Genomic DNA, 16,979 nt, shown 5'->3' on the forward strand with positions numbered 1-16,979 from the left:
CTCTCCTCCTGAGGGAGTTATTGAATATTATAAGTCATCGTTTCGTTTTTGCCGTTGCGCTCAACTTGAAGAACAACTTTGTTGTTGTTCTTCAAAGTTTGGTACAACTCCATAGCCTTGGCAGGGCTGTCGACAGGGTTTCCGTCGACGGACTTGATAACATCCATTCTTTGGATGCCCAGTTGTTCGTAAATACTGCCAGGTTGCATATCCAAAACGCGGAAACCATTAATGTTGCCAGTGCCGGGTTCACGATTCGGAACGGCGCGGGCCTGCATCAAGATGCTGGAAAGATCGTTGGTATATTTCAACAGCGTGGCACGAGAAAGCGAGAAGGTGTTGTCGTTGCCTTTTTTAACTTCGCCACCGGCTGTTGACGGCGCTTTTGCTGCAGCAAAGTTCAATTTTCCGCCTTCTTTCTTCATCTCGATATATTCAAGACGATTGGAATTCAAATTGCGGAAGATAACTTTCTGTCTTTCGATGCGCACGATGTTGGCCATGCCTTCGATTTCTTTGCCGGCAGAGTAGGAAATCACCTGGTTTTTACCGCGGATTTCAATTGAGGCAATGGACTTTTCAGGAATTGAATGCACGAGTGTACCGATCAGATTCAGAGGAAGCTGTGATGGAACCGGATCTGCTTCTTTTTGCTCTGCCGCGGCTTTGTTTTTATCCACCAATTGATCGGGGATGAGACCGTTGGAAGCAAAGATATTTCTGGAAGTGATATTGTTGTAAAACCCAGAGCTGACAGAGCTGGAAACGGGTGGTGCTTTGGGATGTGCGGGAGGCGCAGTTTGCGGAAGCATTCGATCGCGATATGAAAGAATTGCCAGATCTGCCACGCAGTAACCGATGAAGATAAATAAAATATACGAATACCATTTTTCAAATGGTGGACGCTGATTTTTCTGGTTGCGTGAAATCACAGTTGCAAATCCTTTGTTATTTCCGGCACCTAGTCCTTGGGCCTCAGACTATCGTACCAAACCTTAGGAAGGGCTGCATCAAAAAATACATGCTAGACCATGGTCCTAACGCTCTGATTTTCCATTTAAAATACGAAAAGATAGGCCATGATAAAGTTATGAGAATTCTCTACTTCACGGATGGAGCAGGAATTGATCTAATGGGTATTCGCGAATCAGTTTTGCGGATTCCAGAAGTGCTTACCTCCCTTCGTCGCGGCCAGGAGCAGGCGCGCTACGTAGATTTAATGCAGGTAATGTCACTATCTGATGATGAATTTCGTCAGATACCGAGTGTGTTACGCACTCTTTTGATCAACCTTGTGCAAAGAGGCTTACACCAACGCTGGGTCAATCGAGATCAGCGTGCGGATTTGATTCTGAGAAGAATCAATCACCGTTCTTTAGATGAACTAAAGAACGTCGTGCACAATTTTATCAATGCCAAAGTGGCAGGCCGAGAGGTTGCTACCAAAGATCTTCATTTATTACACTTCATGGACAAAGTTGAAATCACCGTTATTGGCCCTGGCTATGACGAGGTGGAGTTCTGGTTGCGCCGTGAAGTTCTGGTCCGTAAGGATATCGAAGTTCAAATTAAAGACGTTATTGCCGCTGATCCGAACCTTGGATGGTTCTGGCCTCAGGTTCGCGATAGTTTCAGCGAAAATCAGCAGCCTTTCATTTAATTGATGAAGGGACTGGTCGCATCTTTTTTTATTTCTACAGTATGTTCTTCTGCAGTGGCGCAAATCGCCAGCAGTTCCTTTTTTTCCAGTGTGCATTCTATCAATCCGGGTGTGGCTCATCAAAGAGCTCAAGGTTTGATCTCGTTGGATGGCAGTAAAAAGGACATTAATAAAGATCATGAAGTCACTACCGGGGGAATCGTTGGTGGGGTGCAGACGGATGTGGCGCTTCAGAAGAATTCTCTTTTTGGTGCCACAAAGGGTAGTAAAGTTACGTTTGAAGGCCTTTTTGACTATGAAACCGGGGATAAGACCGAGCATATTAATTCTACTACTTATGGTACTCGCAACGTCACGAACTCGGCGAAATCCATGTATGCCGGTGGGATTGTTGACTTTGGTTTGATTGGTTTGGGAGTTGCTACTGCCAAGTATGACACTTTTAATCGCTTTCATGTGGGCTCACCGCCGAATGTCTCTGCAAATGATTTGAAGGCAGAGATTAGCTATCTGCTTTTTAAGGCGGGTTCTGCTTATAATTTTGGTGGTTTCACGGTTGGCGCTTATGCCATGCAAAGAACTTCCAGTGCTGATTACACTTATACTTACTATGATCCTTCAACGGGCGCACAAGGTTCTACGGAGGTTTGGCCTGCGAAAACCCAAAGTATCGGATTTGGAATGGGGCTTGGGTATACGGCGAAGAGCTTTCGCATCGAGGGCAGCGTGGAGCAAATGGCCGAGTCAGACCTTGATGCTAAAGAAAATCCTTTGGAGCTGATTAAGGCTCCACCGCAATCCGCCAGACTTAGCGTTTCGGGCGAGGTGCGCATTGGTAAGTTGTCCCTCGGTGCTCGGGTGCGACAAATCTTTGGTAACTTCGCTGATCTTGAAGATCTGATTCCATCTAATTTGCTTTATAATGACCTGTCTTCCAGCGATGAGCGTTTAGAGACGTCGTTCAACTTTGGTTGGGGTTCTGATAAAGGATTAACTTACTCTGCGTTCTTCTCTCAATCCACTGCCGAAACTGAAGAAGAGAGTAGTATTTTTATGAATGGTGAAAAGTATCCTGCTAAAACTACTTCTACTTCCTATGGTGTGAATCTTAGTTACTATTTCTAAAAACTGCTTTGCCGGTTTGTTCAGATCTCTTGCGCCAGCCAGCCAACCAGCCGCAATTTTCCCAGTTCTTAGTCACGCATTCAATGCGTCTTCAATCCCAATTTTTCTGCGGCCGCCAAGTTATGTGTTCGGCATAAAACTCTCAAATTTTCATTTTCATTCAATCCCCCCAATGCAACCGGTTGAATATGATCAATCTGAAGCTGATATTTAGATCCGCATTTAACTCCAGTATTTGGATTCTGAAATTCACAACAATAGTTGGCGTTAAGCAGAAGATTGCGTTTCGCGGTTACTTTGATGTGTCCTCTTTTTCGCGTAGCCAAGAAGCCATGCGTTGAGTTTTGCTGATCTGATCCTGTCGCAGGCTTTGGCGAACTGATCGGTGTTGAATTGGCGGTAAATTCTGGCTTGTCTTTACCCAGAATTTTCTGAATGTGCTTTTCCGCAATTAAAGTCAAAACATCAGCCCAATTGCCATCAGGTACGATGTGCGAAGTCAAATCTCGAACGGTTTCGAGAGTTTTAAGCTGTTCGCGAGTTAAAGTAATTTCAAAGCGAATCGTCTCGTCACTTTGTGGAGTAATGGAGTCATGGGTGACAACCGGAAGGTTGAAATCTTTCGCAAGACACGCTTTTGTTTCAAAAGCAGATTTATTCTCAATCTTTTCAAGAATCGTTGGAAGCGTTATCGCTAAGGTATCTGCACCGTGAGGATTGTTTTTTTGTTCGAGTTTGAGTGCGGATTGAACCTGTGTCAGTTGAGTCAACGTGATACTGCCATTTTCAATTTTCTTGGAAATAGATGGAGATTGCTTCAATAAGCGGGCGGCACTCAATCGGCGATAAGCGGCATCTTCACTATATTTAAGGTGGCGAGTTAAATATCGAAACATGGAATCAAATCCCAGTTCTGCATATAGACGTCGGGATTCCATTTCGTTGATATGAATTAAAACGAGATGCGTGATTTTCCGCTCAGAGTGCGCCAATTTTTCAAGGCGACCAGTCAGTTCTTCGTTTGTGATTGTTTTTAGATTCATGCGAAACTCCTTAGTTGAAGGAGTTGTATCACATGTTTTAAATTGCAATATTTAGCGAAAATCAGATGTGAAAAGTGTTTTTGAATTGAGCGGAAATCATCAGCTTAAACGCACGAGAATCGCTTGTGTTGAGTTAAACATTACCATAAGTCCGCGGCCGCTTATTAAAATCCATCGATTGAAGAGCGAAGGTTTAGAAAGTCGAAAATCATGGCAAGAGGAATAATCTAATATCTTTGCAATTGAAGCAACGCTTCTTGGTAGCGCGGAAATGCTCGTGATTGATTGATTGATTGATTGATTGATTGATTGATTGATTGATTGATTGATTGATTGATTGATTGATTGATTGATTGATTGATTGATTGATTGATTGATTGATTGATTGATTGAACGAACTTGCTAAAGACTAGTCAATACAAAATATTATATGGCCCATAAAAATTATCATCGCATGCAGAATTTGACCTGAAGCCATCCCAGGTGGGATTCTAATTTGAGGAGCTGTTATGAAAATCACCACTGAAGTATATGCAACCAAGAAAAACAAGTCTGTGGTGAGCTCTATCGTTCCGACCGCACTGGCTGCGCTGGTCCGGTGTGCTTTATAAATACTATACGCTGTTCCCTGAAGAAACGACGGCGAAAGCCTTGACTAGAATTGGCAGTCATATAGATGTTGTGTATGAAAAAAACATTTATTAGACCGCTGATCACATTGGTTATAGTTTCTGCAATACTTGCGGCTATTGGGGTTGGTTATACTCAGATGAGTATTTCCCAAGCGCAAACTCGGGCGGAAGAGTTCTGTAAAACAATTCAAGCAGGAAAAACTGTCGACGAAGTCATGCAGCAGGTTGGGGTGTCTTCCTTCGATAATTTGATTTTCACAAATTCAGCGGGTGAGGTCGTCAACGCAGCTAACAGAGGAACTTTCTCGCCATCCAAATCTGCAGGATTCACCACGGGCAAGATGGAAGTGAGATTTCAATCCAAAACTTCTGCATTTACTGACTGCGTGGTTGAAGTTACGGAATTAAAAGTCACTTCGACCCAAGTTCGCCAGTATACGCCATAATTGCTATAAAGAAACCTCAGGAAGAAATCATGATCGAGTTCAAAAAAGCAGAAGTTCGAAATTTGGAAGAAATCAACTCCATGATCATAGAATCACGATCTGTTTGGAACTATTCCCCAGAGTATGCAGAAGCTTCATTGCCGTTGATCATTGTCGACTCCGCCTTCCTGAATAAAGAGATCTGTTACGAAATTCACAACGCGGGCTTAGTGGGATTCCTGTCTTTTTTAAAAGATGGCGATGAAATCTTTTTGGAACATCTATGGATAAGAAAGTCAGTTATCAAGCAGGGGATCGGCGCCGCGACTTCACAATTCATAGATAAGCTGGCAGCAGAAAATCGCTGGTCAAAAATTAAAGTCTTCCCGGATCCACCAGCAGAGGGATTCTACTTGAAATGCGGATACCAAGACACCGGCAAGCGCATCCCTTCGCGTATCCCAACGGGCCCGGTATTTTCAATTTTCGAAAAAGTTTATTAAGATACTATCAAAAAACTCGCGCTACCAAGAATAGTTGCGTCAACTCAGATTCGCGGGAGTAAATCAGAATCTAAAACGTAAAAAACGGCTCCATCTCAATAGGTCGCTCATTAGACGGATGCAAGAACGATGGCGGCTCTTGGTCTGGTGGCAACATCAAGTAAACACCAAATGGCAGCTTCGCAGAGACCCAGTCCATAGGCCTGCGATAGATGAACTCCGAGCGCATCTGGTTGTACACCAAAAACTCATTCTCTCGAGCATCATCAAAAGCCTTCCATAGCAAAGCCTCGAAAATATCGCCGTTATCCGCGTGCAGGAAATTCAAATATTTGAAATTTAAACTGGCTTCAATTTTCAAACGGGAAAAAGGCTTCGTCATAGTGCGGGTCCAACCCAGCATTTTTCCGAATTTCAAAAACTGACGGAAATTGTGAGCCTTCAAGTTGTAAGTCATCGGAATAAAATCCTGCATGCCTTCAGCAGACCAAGGAGCGCAACAACCCACAATGTTTTCGTTTTTATCAAAGGCGATAATGAAATCTTCCAGTTTCAAACCCTGCCAGCGTTCTAACTTGTCATGAAAGCTTTGCGCATCCCACACGGTCGCCAAGTCTTTGGAGCGGGATTTTTGCGAAATATAGTAAATCAAAGCATCAACGTTGGAGGCGTTTCCATGGCGCATACGCAAGTGAGGCAACGGATTCTTTGCCCAAGGGAATCGGCCATGCAATGAAACCATATTCAAGCGACGGAATAAATAGTAACGAGGCAGAGATCGCTTGGTGTTGCGCTGACGAACGAAGGCGTTCATCGACTTGGCTTCATTCAAACTCATGACTGTGAAAAAGTATTTCGCATCCAGGACCGAAGACACTTCATTCATGACAGGCAGAAAGTGCTTCCCCCACTCTAGAATGGCTTTACGGTTAGGGGCGATACGCAAATCGCGGCCGAAGGCTACTGTGCGCACTTTGTTTTCCAGTAAAACATCGCGCACCACAAAGCTTGCCATGCCTTCCAGATTGTTTTCGTCCTTCAAAACATAAGTCAGGGCTTTTTCGCCATGAATTTCATAGGGCTTAAAGAAGTCCTTGTTGCGATCAATCTTGATTTGCAAAGGGCCATCCAGGGGAAAGCTTTTGAAAAATTCAACTAAGGCGGCGGAATCATCCGGGGAGGCGATCTCAAGTTTCATTCAGTCGTTGCCCTTTAAGTTTTTTGCCAAAGGACTTCGGTCTGTCCCATTTTCAGATTAGCCCAGCGAGCAGCCACGAATAAAAAATCACTCAGACGATTCAGGTATTGCAAACTCATCGCATAGCGTTCATCGCGAACAGCGATTTCCGCCGAACGACGCTCACTGCGACGGCAGCAGGTGCGCGCCACATGAAGGTGTGAAGCCACAATATGACCCGCAGGCAGAATGAAATTGCGAAGCTCGGGCAAATCAGCCGTCAGTTCGTCAATTTTAAGTTCGATCAAGCGGATTTGTTCGGCTGTAATCGGTGGCAACATCTTAAAGACTTCATCTTTTTCAGTCGCCAGTAAACTTCCGATATTGAAAAGTTCATTTTGTATTTTCTCAAGGATATCATCCAAAGAAAGCAAAAGCGGGTAGTCGCGCAATAAAGAACGGCAAACCCCGAGGGTGCTGTTTAACTCATCCACGGTGCCATAGGCCTCGACGCGTGGGTTGAATTTTTCGACGCAGGAGCCATCCACCAAACGAGTCGTGCCCTTGTCGCCAGTGCGCGTGTAGATCTTTGCTTTGGGAGGTGTCGTCATAACTTTTGCCCTTTTCAATTTAAGTGTCGCGTTTTACTGTTAAGGGGTCAAGAGAGGTTCCTATGGAAATCACAGCGCCGTTAATGGTAACAATCCCGCATTCTGGAGAGAAAATCCCACCACAAACTCCGTGGTTGAACACTCTGCCGGAAGAAATCGTGATGTGCGACGTGGATCGCTATGTCGATTTTCTGTACGAGCCGACACTCCACAAGCTGCAAATTCCCTATGTGAAAACCGAGTGGCATCGCTATGCCGCAGATATGAATCGTGTTCCCGAAGATGTGGATTCAACATCGGTGATCGGTAACAAGAATCCAGCAGGAATGCACAATCGTGGTTTTCACTGGGTGATCACAACTTACAAACATCAGCTGATGAAAGAGCCGATGAGCCAGCAAGCTCACGACGAACTGGTGAAGTTGGTATATGAGCCTTTCCATAGTAATATCCGTGACCTTTACGCGAAACTTCACGCAAAAGGTTATGCTAAAACTTTTCACATTGATGCCCACAGCATGCCATCGGTTGGCACGAGCGAGCATCGCGATCCAGGAGAGCGTCGTGCTGACATCGTGGTCAGCGACAGCAAAGGCAAAAGCTGTGATCCAAGATTCAAAGATCTGGTCATCGCGGCCTATGTGACCGCAGGGTTTAAAGTTGGATACAACTGGCCGTATTTTGGCGGGCGCGTCACGGAGCAGTACGGTGATCCAAGTCGCGAAATGCACACTTTGCAGGTCGAAATGAACCGTGAACTGTACATGGATGAAAAAACCAAAAAGCTAAAACCCGAAGAAGCTAAAAAAGTGCAGGAGAAAATCAGCTTCGCACTCAGCTATATCCGCAACAATTTGCAGCACCTAACGTAGGGTGTCGAAGGCCGAAAAGCATAGTCATGGGGCGGGCTTTCATCTAAAGATAAACGCTCTATGGTAAAAGTTTCGTTGAAATCTGTAATCAAAAGCCTGAACAAACCGTTGGCGAGTTTAAAGCTCGCGGTTTTCATTATTATCTCCATTGCGGTTATCACGGCCGTAGGTACCTTTGTTGAAGCAAAGTACGATGCCTATGCGGCAAAAAAACTCGTCTACGACACTTGGTACATGTACACGATCATGGGGATGCTCGTGATCAATTTGATCGCTGTGATGGTGGATCGTCTGCCATGGAAGAAGCGTCACGTGGCCTTCGTGTTGGCTCACATTGGTATCATCATTTTGTTATTCGGTGGATTGCTGACGATGAAGTACGGTCTGGATGGTTCGATGAGAATCGACATCGGTCAGAAGAACAACTTGGTACAAACATCGGAAACGGACCTGGTGGTATACAGCTCTTTCGATGGTGATCGTTATTCCAAGACCTACGAACACGAGGTCGACTTTTTCACCAAGCCACCGACAGAGGCCAAGCCAGCTGTCATTCCGGTTTACGCGGGTGATATCAAGATCGTTGACTACAAAAAGTATGTCCTGCCATCGCGCAAGGTTGTCGCTGATGAAGCTGGCAAAGCGGGTTCAGGATTGCGCTTTCAAGTGCAAAATCCCAACGTGAATGTGATCGAGTGGTTGGTGCAGAAAAAAGCGGGTGCTTTGCAGACGCATGATTTTGGTCCGGCACAAGTTCACTTGGGCCCAATTCCTGCCAAAGGCCAAATGCGCAATGAGATTTACCTTGAGCCCGTTAAAGAAAAGGGCGGCTTGCGCTATGCTGTTTTCTATAAGGAATCAGACAAAGTAGGTAAATCAGGTTTCATCAAAGAAGGCGAAGTTTTTGATCCGGGCTTTAAGATGGCGTTGGATTTCCGCGTTCTTAGATTCCTTCCATCAGCTTTGGAAGACTGGGATTTGCAGGAGATCGATCGTCCAACTCCGATGACGACTTCAGCTGTGAAAATTATTTTTCAGGACAAGCCTCACTGGGTTTTGTTGAACGATATGGTCAAGCTTTTCACTGACAACGCGGTTTATTTGCTGACTTACGGTAATCGTCGTATCGATGTGGGCTTTCCAATTCAGCTGAAATCATTTGCCGTGGATCGCTACCAGGGCACTATGAGAGCGGCCTCATACAAGAGCGTGGTTGAAGTTCCGGATTTGGGTGAAATCGAAATTTCGATGAACGAGCCGCTGAAATATCGCGGACTCACAATTTACCAGGCTTCCTTCCAAGAGGAAAACGGGCATCCCGTGGCTTCGATCTTTTCCGTCAATGCCGATCCTGGAAGAGTTTGGAAGTATGCAGGTTCTTTGATCTTGAGTTTGGGGATCGTGCTTTTAATGTGGTTTAAACATTTGGATTTTAGATTAGCCAAAAAGAAAGACAGCGAGAAAAAATAGATGAATAAGTTTTTGCTCTGTTTGACAGCGGTTTTACTTTCGTTCTCGGGCGCTACTGCTTTTGCAAAGCCTGGGGATCAACTGAAATACATGCCAGTGCAAGATGGCGGTCGTATCAAGCCTTACGACAGCTTTGCCAAAGAAATGTTGGAGATCGTCTACGGCAAGGGCACCTATGAGGGGCGCAAGGCCACGGAAATCATCCTGACCTGGATGTTATCGCCACAAGCGTGGGCCGATAAGAAAATCTTTGAAGTGCGCAATCACCAGGTGTTGGAGGCGATGAAACTTCCAAAGGATCAACGTTATTTCAATGGTCAGGAATTGTTTGGCAATGACCGTTTTGGTTTGCTTCGTCAGGAGCTTCAGGCAAAACGTGAAACCAAAGAAAAGCTGAATCCTTATTTCCAGGCTTTGCAGCGACTGGAAAATCAGTATTTCGTATTTCAGGAAGTGGCTGCGGGCCGCATGTTGAAGGTTCTTCCTCCGAAAGAGGGTGACAGTTGGATCGCAGTGGCAGAACTGCCAGAATCCTTCCAGCAAAAATTCATGGGCATCACGACGTCTTTCGTTAGCTATATTGGTGGTATTGCAAGTGGCGCCAATCAGGCAGATATCGATGCTGCCGCGACGAAGTTGGATGAAGCGGTTGTGGCATTTGAAACAGCGGCTCGCGCAGAAAACCCAGCGCTTTATGATCACGACACTAAAATCAAGGCCGAGGTTCATTACAACAGCTTCCATCCTTTCCGCTGGGCTTATGTGTTTTACATCCTTGCGGCGATTGCAATTTTGTTGGTTTGGGCTTTGTCCAAAGAATCCCTTATGAAAGTAGCGTGGGTATTCCTGGGGCTTGGATTTATTCTGAACACTTACGGTTTCGGTGTGCGCATGTTCATCATGGATAGAGCACCGGTTTCAAATATGTATGAGACCGTGGTATGGGTTGCGTGGGGGACTGTGTTCTTCGCCGCAATTCTTGAGCTCATCTATAAATTCCGTATCGTGCTTTTCTCGGGAGCTTTGGTTGCAGCGTTTGGATTGGTAATCGCTGACTTTGCGCCGGCAGTTTTGGATCCGACTCTTCAACCGTTGGAGCCAGTGCTTCGCAGCAATTATTGGCTGACGATTCACGTGATGACTATCACTATCAGTTACGCCGCGTTCTTCTTGGCGTTCGGATTGGGTGATCTTGGTCTATATTATTATCTGCGCGGCGAAGAAAAAAACCACGAGAAAATTCGCGCGGTAGTGACAGCGATTTACAGATCTATGCAAATTGGCGTCGCGTTCCTAGCACCGGGAATTATCTTGGGCGGTATTTGGGCGGACTATTCCTGGGGTCGTTTTTGGGGATGGGATCCAAAGGAAACTTGGGCTCTGATTGCGCTTCTTGGTTATTTGGCAGTTCTTCATGCAAGATACGCGGGGATGATCAAAAATTTCGGCATGGTAGTGACAGCGATTATCACTTTCTCTTTAGTTATCATGGCTTGGTACGGTGTGAACTTCGTTCTTGGTGCGGGGCTTCATTCTTACGGATTCGGTGCTGGCGGCGTTGAATACGTGTCTGCTTTTGTGGCTGCACATTTGTTATTTGTGCTGTACGTGTGGGTTTTGCGCCAAGGCCGCACTAAGAAATCAGCGAAAAGTTCATAGAAACTTTCGCATCAGTTAGTTTTGATGCGAAAAGTTTTTTGCACAAAAAGTAAGCGAGAGCCTTGAAACCTCTCGCTTTTTCAATATGCTTGCAAAAAGAATATGGACAACTGGACTTTTAAGTCATTAAATAAGGGCAAAATAAATATAGGACAGCGTTGTTGGCCTCAATCCTCAGTTACAACAAGAGGATAGGAGTTTAGCAAAAGGATGATTATGCATCGGGTATTTAGAAGTACGACGGCGGGCGTGTTAGCTTGTTTCAGCGCGCTCATGATTTTTTCAACACTTCTCACAGGTTGTAAATTCCAACCAGGTTGGGGTTACAACAAAGGCTATGCTCCAGAGCAGCCGATTGCGTTTGATCACCAACTGCATGCGGGAACCAACAAAATTCAGTGTCAATACTGCCACAACCAAGTGGAAAGATCCAAACACTCGAATATTCCAGCACTATCAACGTGCATGAACTGTCACTTGCAAGTAGCGACAGACAAGCCGGAAATTCAAAAACTTCGTGAAGCTTATGATAGCGGCGGCTCGGTTGAGTGGGTTCGCGTTCACATGCTTCCAGATTTCGTACACTTTAATCACAACGCACACATCGCTAAAGGCGTGAACTGTCAAACATGTCACGGTCCGATTGAAACGATGAAGCGCGTGGAGCAATACTCTGACCTTTCTATGGGCTGGTGTGTGAACTGTCACCGTCAACCAGAGAACAAAGCTCCTATTAACTGCTCAACTTGTCACTACTAAGGGTTTCGGAAGGTATTATGTCTGAAATGCATACTGATAATGAATTAGAGATGAAAAAAGCGTTGCGCCCGAAAATCGTGCGTGACACGAAATTCTGGGAAACGATTGAAGAAAAAATCGGTGGTCCTGAGTTTCAGGAAAGAGCAGAGACTGAATTCAAGTCTTCTCCACTTCGCGAAAGCGATGATGAAGGCGGTTGGGCACGTCGTGAATTCCTGAAGTTGATGGGTGCTTCTTTGGCTATGGCGACAGCGTCTTGCGTACGTCGTCCAGTACAAAAAATCGTTCCATACAACAAAATGCCTGAAGAGGTAACTCTTGGTCAGGCGAATTACTATTCTTCTGCATACTTCGACGGCAGCGATGCGATGGGCTTGCTTATCAAGACTCGCGAAGGTCGTCCGATTCACATTGAATCAAATCCTGCACATCCGTTCACTCAAGGCGGCTTGAGCGCTCGCTCTCAAGCGACGTTGATGTCCCTGTATGATCCGGAAAGACTGCAAGGTCCAAAACGCAATCTTTTCAACGAAAAGAAATCAAACTCCCAAATCATCGATGTGAAATGGGAAGAGCTGGATAAAAAAGTTGCTGAGCAATTGGCAAAAGGTGGCGTGGCGATCCTTTCCGGTCCAATCGCGTCTCCTTCCACTCGCGCTGTGATCTCTGACTTCGCTCAGGGTTTCAAAGCTAAAACAGTTGTTTGGGATGCTTTCGCTCACGAAGAAATCCGTGATGGTCAAAAAGCTTCTTACGGTGATGACGTAGTTCCTCAGTATTGGTTCGATAAAGCGAAAATGATCGTTTCTATCGATGCAGACTTCCTGGGTACATGGTTGAATCCAACAGCACACACTCATCAGTTCACACAAGGTCGTAAAGACATCAAGAACATGAGCCGTATGGTGTCGTTTGATTCCAACTACTCATTGACGGGTGCAAACTCTGATATTCGTTTCAAAATCAAACCATCCCAGCAACTTGATGTTGTGATGGGTCTTCTTCACGAAATCATCGTGGTGAAAGGTCTTTCTTCATACGCTGGCAACGGCAATGTGAAAGCGACTTTGGCGCCGTTTGCAGATACTGCAAAAAAATTGGGTATCGATGCTGCGATGTTTGCAAAAGTGGCTTCTGATCTTTGGGCAAATAAAGGTGAATCATTGGTTGTTGCCGGTGGTATCACGACTTTGACTGACAAAGCGACAGAGCTTCAAGTTGCAGTGAACATGTTGAACTCCGTATTGGAAAATGACGGTAAAACTGTTGATTCCAAATCTGCGAACACGGCTTTGACTGCGTCTTACGCTGACATGGCTCAGTTGATCCAGGATATGAAAGACGGCAAAGTTCAAACTTTGATCATGCACAAAGTAAATCCTGGTTATTCTTTGCCATCAGCAATGGGTTTTGCTGAAGCGGTTAAGAAAGTTAAAATGGTTATCTACACAGGTGACCGTGTTGACGAAACAGGTGTGTTTGCTGATTACATCACTCCAGACAACCACGCGTTGGAATCCTGGAATGATCTTGAAGTTGGTAAAGGTGTTATCTCCATCTGCCAACCAGCAATCCGTCCTATGTACGACACTCGTTCGTTCCAGTTGTCTTTGATGACTTGGGCGTTCATGGCGAAACAAGGTCCATCACGTCTTCGTGATTACGAAACTTTCTATGACTACTTGAGAGTTTATTGGAAATCAGACATCCACCCGAAATACGGTAAAGGCGCAGGCTTTGAAGATTTCTGGTTGGAAGCTTTGCAAAAAGGTTACGTGGGCGAATTGTTCCGTGGCTCTGGTGCTCGTAATTTCAAAGTGGATGCATTCACTTCTATCAAGCCGGCTAAAGCTCAAGAAGGTATGGAACTTGTTCTTTACCCTAAAGTGGCGATCATGGATGGTTCTCTTGCCAACGTAGGTTGGTTGCAAGAGCTTCCAGATCCAGTGACGAAGCTGACTTGGGACAACTACGTGATGATCTCTATCGGTATGGCTGAAAAGAACGGCTTGAAAACAGGCTCTATGATCACTCTTAAAGTGGGTGACAAGTCTGTAGATCTTCCGACTTACATCCAACCGGGTCTTCATGACGAAGTTATGGCCGTTGCTGTTGGTTACGGACGCACTCGCGCTGGTAAAGTGGCGAATGGCGTTGGTAAAAACATGAACGAGTTCATCGCTGTTGATAAAGCGGGTAAAGTGATCTTCGCGGGTCAAACTGCGACATTCACAAAACTGGGTAAAAAATATGACCTGGCGGGGACTTCAGGAAACTTCTCTATGGAAGGCCGTCAAATCGCTGCTGAAGCGACTTTGAAGGATTTCAATAAAGATAAATCCGCTGGTATCCACAGACACAACACTTGGAACATCTGGTCTGGCCACCAATACTCCGGTCACAAATGGGGTATGGCTGTAGATCTTCACACTTGCACAGGCTGTTCAGCTTGCGTGATTGCTTGCCAATCTGAAAACAACATCTCTGTTGTTGGTAAGAAGTACGTTCTTGAAGGTCGTATCATGCACTGGTTGCGTATCGATCGTTACTATCAAGGTGATATCGCAAACGCAGAAGCAATCTTCCAGCCGGTTATGTGTCAACACTGTGACAATGCTCCTTGCGAAACAGTATGTCCGGTTATCGCGACGGCTCACTCAGATGAAGGTCTGAATGACATGGTTTACAACCGTTGCGTTGGTACTCGTTACTGCGCGAATAACTGTCCGTACAAAGTACGTCGTTTCAACTGGTTCAACTACGCGAAGTTGATCGAAAAACCAATGCACATGGCTTTGAATCCATCTGTGGGTGTTCGTGTTCGCGGGGTGATGGAAAAATGTACGTTCTGCGTACAAAGAATCCAGGACGGCAAAACTCAGGCTCGCAATGAAAAACGTCAGTTGAAAGACGGCGATATTAAAACTGCGTGCCAAACTTCATGCCCAACAGGCGGTATCGTATTCGGTGACCTGAACGATCCAAACAGTGAAGTTGCTAAAATCTGGAAAGCTGAAGAGAAAGAGCGTGGTTACGCGTTGCTTGAAGAATGGCATGCAAAACCATCTGTTCGCTACCTTTCCAAAATCCGTAACAATGATAAAGAATCAACTGGTGGCCACGATGGTCACGGTACTGCAAAACAAGGTGAGCACTCATGATTAAGCGTAGCCCTTTAGTCCTTGGCAATAAGTCTTTGAAAGATGTCAGTGATGATATCTGTGCTCCATTGGAAAGATTCCCATCCAAAGGTTGGGTGGGAATGTTCCTGGGCGCAAAAACTTTGCTTCTATTTTACATCGTAATCCTTGCCTGTGTAGTGGGTATCGGTATCGGTTTGCTGGGTGTAACTCATCCGGTATTCTGGGGTACGATGATCGTTACATTCGTATTCTGGATCGGTATCGGCCATGCCGGTACACTGATCTCTGCGGTTCTATTCCTGTTCCGCCAAAAGTGGAGAACATCAGTAGCCCGTACCGCTGAGGCCATGACGGTTTTCGCCGTTATGACTGCGGGTCTGTTCCCGTTGCTACATACGGGTCGTCCTTGGTTGGACTACTGGTTGTTCCCGTATCCGAATCAACGTGGTCCATTGTGGGTGAACTTCCGTTCTCCGCTTCTATGGGACGTATTCGCCGTATCTACATACGCGACGGTTTCCATGGTGTTCTGGTACATCGGTTTGGTTCCTGACTTTGCAACTATCAAAGACCGTGCAAAAAACAAATTGCGTAAAACAATTTACGGCGCACTTTCTTTGGGTTGGAGAGGTACTGCGAAAAACTGGTCGCACTACGAAATGTTGTACTTGTTGCTAGCGGGTCTTTCGACTCCACTGGTTCTTTCCGTACATACGATCGTATCCTTCGACTTCGCGGTTTCGAATTTGCCAGGCTGGCATACAACGATCTTCCCTCCATACTTCGTTGCCGGTGCGATCTTCTCCGGTTTCGCGATGGTTGTGACGTTGATGACTTTGGTACGTATCGGTTTCCCTGAATTCAAAAACTACGTAACGCTGGACCATATGGAAGTGATGAATAAAATCATCATGACGACTGGTATGCTGGTTGGTTATGCGTACGCATCTGAGTTCTTCATTGCATGGTACTCTGGCAACCCGTACGAGCGTTTCGCATTCGTGAATCGTGCTTTCGGTCCTTATGCTTGGTCATACTGGATCATGGTTTCGTGTAACGTATTGTCTCCGCAAGTTTTCTGGTTCAAACGTTTCCGCCGTTCTATCCCTGTGATGTTCGTGGTTTCCATCTTCGTTAACATCGGTATGTGGTTTGAGCGTTTCGTGATCACTGTTACTTCTCTTCACCGTGACTTCTTGCCGGCGAACTGGGGTATGTACCAATGGTCATGGTGGGATACGGGCGTCCTTGTAGGTTCGTTCGGTATGTTCCTGACATTGTTCTTGTTGTACTTGCGCTTGTTCCCAGCGGTTTCTATCGCGGAAGTTAAGCCTGTTCTACACGTTGGTTATGACACTGAAGGAGGGCACCACTAATGGCTGCTCAATATACTAAAGGTATTGCTGGCATCTTTTTGGATGAAGCAAAAATCTTGAAGGCTGCACGCAAGATGCGTGAATCTGGTTCCAATAAGTTTGAAGCTATTTCTTCTTACCCAATTCACGGTATGGAAGAAGCTTGCGGTATCAAACGTTCTTGGATTCCGTATGTGACTTTCGTTGCTGGTTGCGTGGGTTTGTCTGCTGGTTTGGGTCTGACTTATTGGACTTCAGCAGTGAACTGGGCCGTGAACATCGGTGGTAAGCCGTTCTTCTCGTTGCCTGCATTTGTACCTATCATGTTCGAATTGACGATCTTGTTCGCAGCACTTTCATCTGTAGGCGCTTTGTTCTATGCATGTAAAATGCCTCGCATCGATCCGCCGATCATTGATCCGGATTTGAGCTGCCATAAGTTTGCGATTTTTGTTCCTCACAACGATTCTATCTATGACGAATCCAAGCTTACGAACTTGTTCAAAGAGCTGGGTGCAGTTGAAGTGAAGAAGACGGAGTACTAG

15 protein-coding genes are annotated in these 16,979 nt (G+C 45.6%); 11 read left to right on the forward strand and 4 right to left on the reverse strand.

The window, feature by feature from the left end; translation table 11 throughout:
• Nucleotides 1-17: 17 nt before the first annotated feature.
• Entirely contained in the window at nt 18-932 is a 915-nt protein-coding gene (gspC, locus tag ACLVWU_RS07410; protein ID WP_413578352.1) for a type II secretion system protein GspC, read from the reverse strand.
• A gap of 158 nt (nt 933-1,090) precedes the next feature.
• On the opposite strand from gspC, the gene ACLVWU_RS07415 reads away from it, so the two are divergent.
• Together ACLVWU_RS07415 and ACLVWU_RS07420 are read left to right on the forward strand one after the other, a co-directional pair.
• Nucleotides 1,091-1,660, forward strand: a complete 570-nt coding sequence (locus ACLVWU_RS07415) for a hypothetical protein (RefSeq protein WP_413578353.1) — start codon at nt 1,091-1,093, stop codon at nt 1,658-1,660.
• A 3-nt stretch (nt 1,661-1,663) separates the two neighbouring features.
• Nucleotides 1,664-2,785 carry a hypothetical protein gene (locus ACLVWU_RS07420; RefSeq protein WP_413578354.1) on the forward strand — a complete coding sequence of 374 codons (1,122 nt, stop codon included), beginning with the start codon at nt 1,664-1,666 and terminating at the stop codon, nt 2,783-2,785.
• 80 nt (nt 2,786-2,865) lie between these two features.
• On the opposite strand, the gene ACLVWU_RS07425 is transcribed toward ACLVWU_RS07420, so the two are convergent.
• Nucleotides 2,866-3,828: an HNH endonuclease gene (locus ACLVWU_RS07425; protein WP_413578355.1), complete on the reverse strand. Its 963-nt coding sequence runs from the start codon at nt 3,826-3,828 to the stop codon at nt 2,866-2,868.
• A gap of 685 nt (nt 3,829-4,513) precedes the next feature.
• On the opposite strand from ACLVWU_RS07425, the gene ACLVWU_RS07430 reads away from it, so the two are divergent.
• Both ACLVWU_RS07430 and ACLVWU_RS07435 read left to right on the forward strand, forming a co-directional pair.
• Nucleotides 4,514-4,906 (forward strand): hypothetical protein, encoded by a 393-nt coding sequence (locus ACLVWU_RS07430; RefSeq protein ID WP_413578356.1) that lies wholly within the window; start codon nt 4,514-4,516, stop codon nt 4,904-4,906.
• Between the two features lie 29 nt (nt 4,907-4,935).
• On the forward strand, nt 4,936-5,388 hold the full coding sequence (locus ACLVWU_RS07435; RefSeq protein WP_413578357.1) for a GNAT family N-acetyltransferase: 453 nt from the start codon (nt 4,936-4,938) through the stop codon (nt 5,386-5,388).
• A gap of 70 nt (nt 5,389-5,458) precedes the next feature.
• On the opposite strand, the gene ACLVWU_RS07440 is transcribed toward ACLVWU_RS07435, so the two are convergent.
• Both ACLVWU_RS07440 and ACLVWU_RS07445 read right to left on the reverse strand, forming a co-directional pair.
• Nucleotides 5,459-6,586 carry a hypothetical protein gene (locus ACLVWU_RS07440; RefSeq protein ID WP_413578358.1) on the reverse strand — a complete coding sequence of 376 codons (1,128 nt, stop codon included), beginning with the start codon at nt 6,584-6,586 and terminating at the stop codon, nt 5,459-5,461.
• Between the two features lie 14 nt (nt 6,587-6,600).
• Nucleotides 6,601-7,176, reverse strand: a complete 576-nt coding sequence (locus ACLVWU_RS07445) for a cob(I)yrinic acid a,c-diamide adenosyltransferase (RefSeq protein WP_413578359.1) — start codon at nt 7,174-7,176, stop codon at nt 6,601-6,603.
• A gap of 62 nt (nt 7,177-7,238) precedes the next feature.
• On the opposite strand from ACLVWU_RS07445, the gene ACLVWU_RS07450 reads away from it, so the two are divergent.
• From ACLVWU_RS07450 to ACLVWU_RS07480, 7 genes are all read left to right on the forward strand, one after another.
• Nucleotides 7,239-8,048 carry an N-formylglutamate amidohydrolase gene (locus tag ACLVWU_RS07450; protein ID WP_413578360.1) on the forward strand — a complete coding sequence of 270 codons (810 nt, stop codon included), beginning with the start codon at nt 7,239-7,241 and terminating at the stop codon, nt 8,046-8,048.
• A 60-nt stretch (nt 8,049-8,108) separates the two neighbouring features.
• A complete protein-coding gene (locus ACLVWU_RS07455; protein WP_413578361.1) occupies nt 8,109-9,518 on the forward strand; it encodes a cytochrome c biogenesis protein ResB in 1,410 nt (469 codons plus the stop codon).
• On the forward strand, nt 9,519-11,177 hold the full coding sequence (locus tag ACLVWU_RS07460) for a cytochrome c biogenesis protein (protein WP_413578362.1): 1,659 nt from the start codon (nt 9,519-9,521) through the stop codon (nt 11,175-11,177).
• Nucleotides 11,178-11,393: 216 nt separating this feature from the next.
• Nucleotides 11,394-11,936, forward strand: coding sequence for a cytochrome c3 family protein (locus ACLVWU_RS07465; protein WP_413578363.1), 543 nt, complete (start codon nt 11,394-11,396; stop codon nt 11,934-11,936).
• A gap of 17 nt (nt 11,937-11,953) precedes the next feature.
• On the forward strand, nt 11,954-15,097 hold the full coding sequence (locus tag ACLVWU_RS07470; RefSeq protein ID WP_413578364.1) for a TAT-variant-translocated molybdopterin oxidoreductase: 3,144 nt from the start codon (nt 11,954-11,956) through the stop codon (nt 15,095-15,097).
• Nucleotides 15,094-16,455, forward strand: coding sequence for an NrfD/PsrC family molybdoenzyme membrane anchor subunit (nrfD, locus tag ACLVWU_RS07475; RefSeq protein ID WP_413578365.1), 1,362 nt, complete (start codon nt 15,094-15,096; stop codon nt 16,453-16,455). The genes ACLVWU_RS07470 and nrfD overlap by 4 nt, the downstream gene beginning before the upstream one ends.
• Nucleotides 16,455-16,979 (forward strand): DUF3341 domain-containing protein, encoded by a 525-nt coding sequence (locus ACLVWU_RS07480; protein WP_413578366.1) that lies wholly within the window; start codon nt 16,455-16,457, stop codon nt 16,977-16,979. Before nrfD ends, ACLVWU_RS07480 begins: the two co-directional genes overlap by 1 nt.

This window comes from Bdellovibrio sp. HCB290, from assembly GCF_047305925.1.
Taxonomy (GTDB): domain Bacteria; phylum Bdellovibrionota; class Bdellovibrionia; order Bdellovibrionales; family Bdellovibrionaceae; genus Bdellovibrio.

Coding starts and splice junctions, on each gene's coding strand:
- ACLVWU_RS07415 (WP_413578353.1), top strand. CDS start 1,091: ATGAGAATTCTCTACTTCACGGATGGAGCAGGAATTGATCTAATGGGT.
- ACLVWU_RS07420 (WP_413578354.1), top strand. CDS start 1,664: ATGAAGGGACTGGTCGCATCTTTTTTTATTTCTACAGTATGTTCTTCT.
- ACLVWU_RS07425 (WP_413578355.1), bottom strand. CDS start 3,828: ATGAATCTAAAAACAATCACAAACGAAGAACTGACTGGTCGCCTTGAA.
- ACLVWU_RS07430 (WP_413578356.1), top strand. CDS start 4,514: ATGAAAAAAACATTTATTAGACCGCTGATCACATTGGTTATAGTTTCT.
- ACLVWU_RS07435 (WP_413578357.1), top strand. CDS start 4,936: ATGATCGAGTTCAAAAAAGCAGAAGTTCGAAATTTGGAAGAAATCAAC.
- ACLVWU_RS07440 (WP_413578358.1), bottom strand. CDS start 6,586: ATGAAACTTGAGATCGCCTCCCCGGATGATTCCGCCGCCTTAGTTGAA.
- ACLVWU_RS07445 (WP_413578359.1), bottom strand. CDS start 7,176: ATGACGACACCTCCCAAAGCAAAGATCTACACGCGCACTGGCGACAAG.
- ACLVWU_RS07450 (WP_413578360.1), top strand. CDS start 7,239: ATGGAAATCACAGCGCCGTTAATGGTAACAATCCCGCATTCTGGAGAG.
- ACLVWU_RS07455 (WP_413578361.1), top strand. CDS start 8,109: ATGGTAAAAGTTTCGTTGAAATCTGTAATCAAAAGCCTGAACAAACCG.
- ACLVWU_RS07460 (WP_413578362.1), top strand. CDS start 9,519: ATGAATAAGTTTTTGCTCTGTTTGACAGCGGTTTTACTTTCGTTCTCG.
- ACLVWU_RS07465 (WP_413578363.1), top strand. CDS start 11,394: ATGCATCGGGTATTTAGAAGTACGACGGCGGGCGTGTTAGCTTGTTTC.
- ACLVWU_RS07470 (WP_413578364.1), top strand. CDS start 11,954: ATGTCTGAAATGCATACTGATAATGAATTAGAGATGAAAAAAGCGTTG.
- nrfD (WP_413578365.1), top strand. CDS start 15,094: ATGATTAAGCGTAGCCCTTTAGTCCTTGGCAATAAGTCTTTGAAAGAT.
- ACLVWU_RS07480 (WP_413578366.1), top strand. CDS start 16,455: ATGGCTGCTCAATATACTAAAGGTATTGCTGGCATCTTTTTGGATGAA.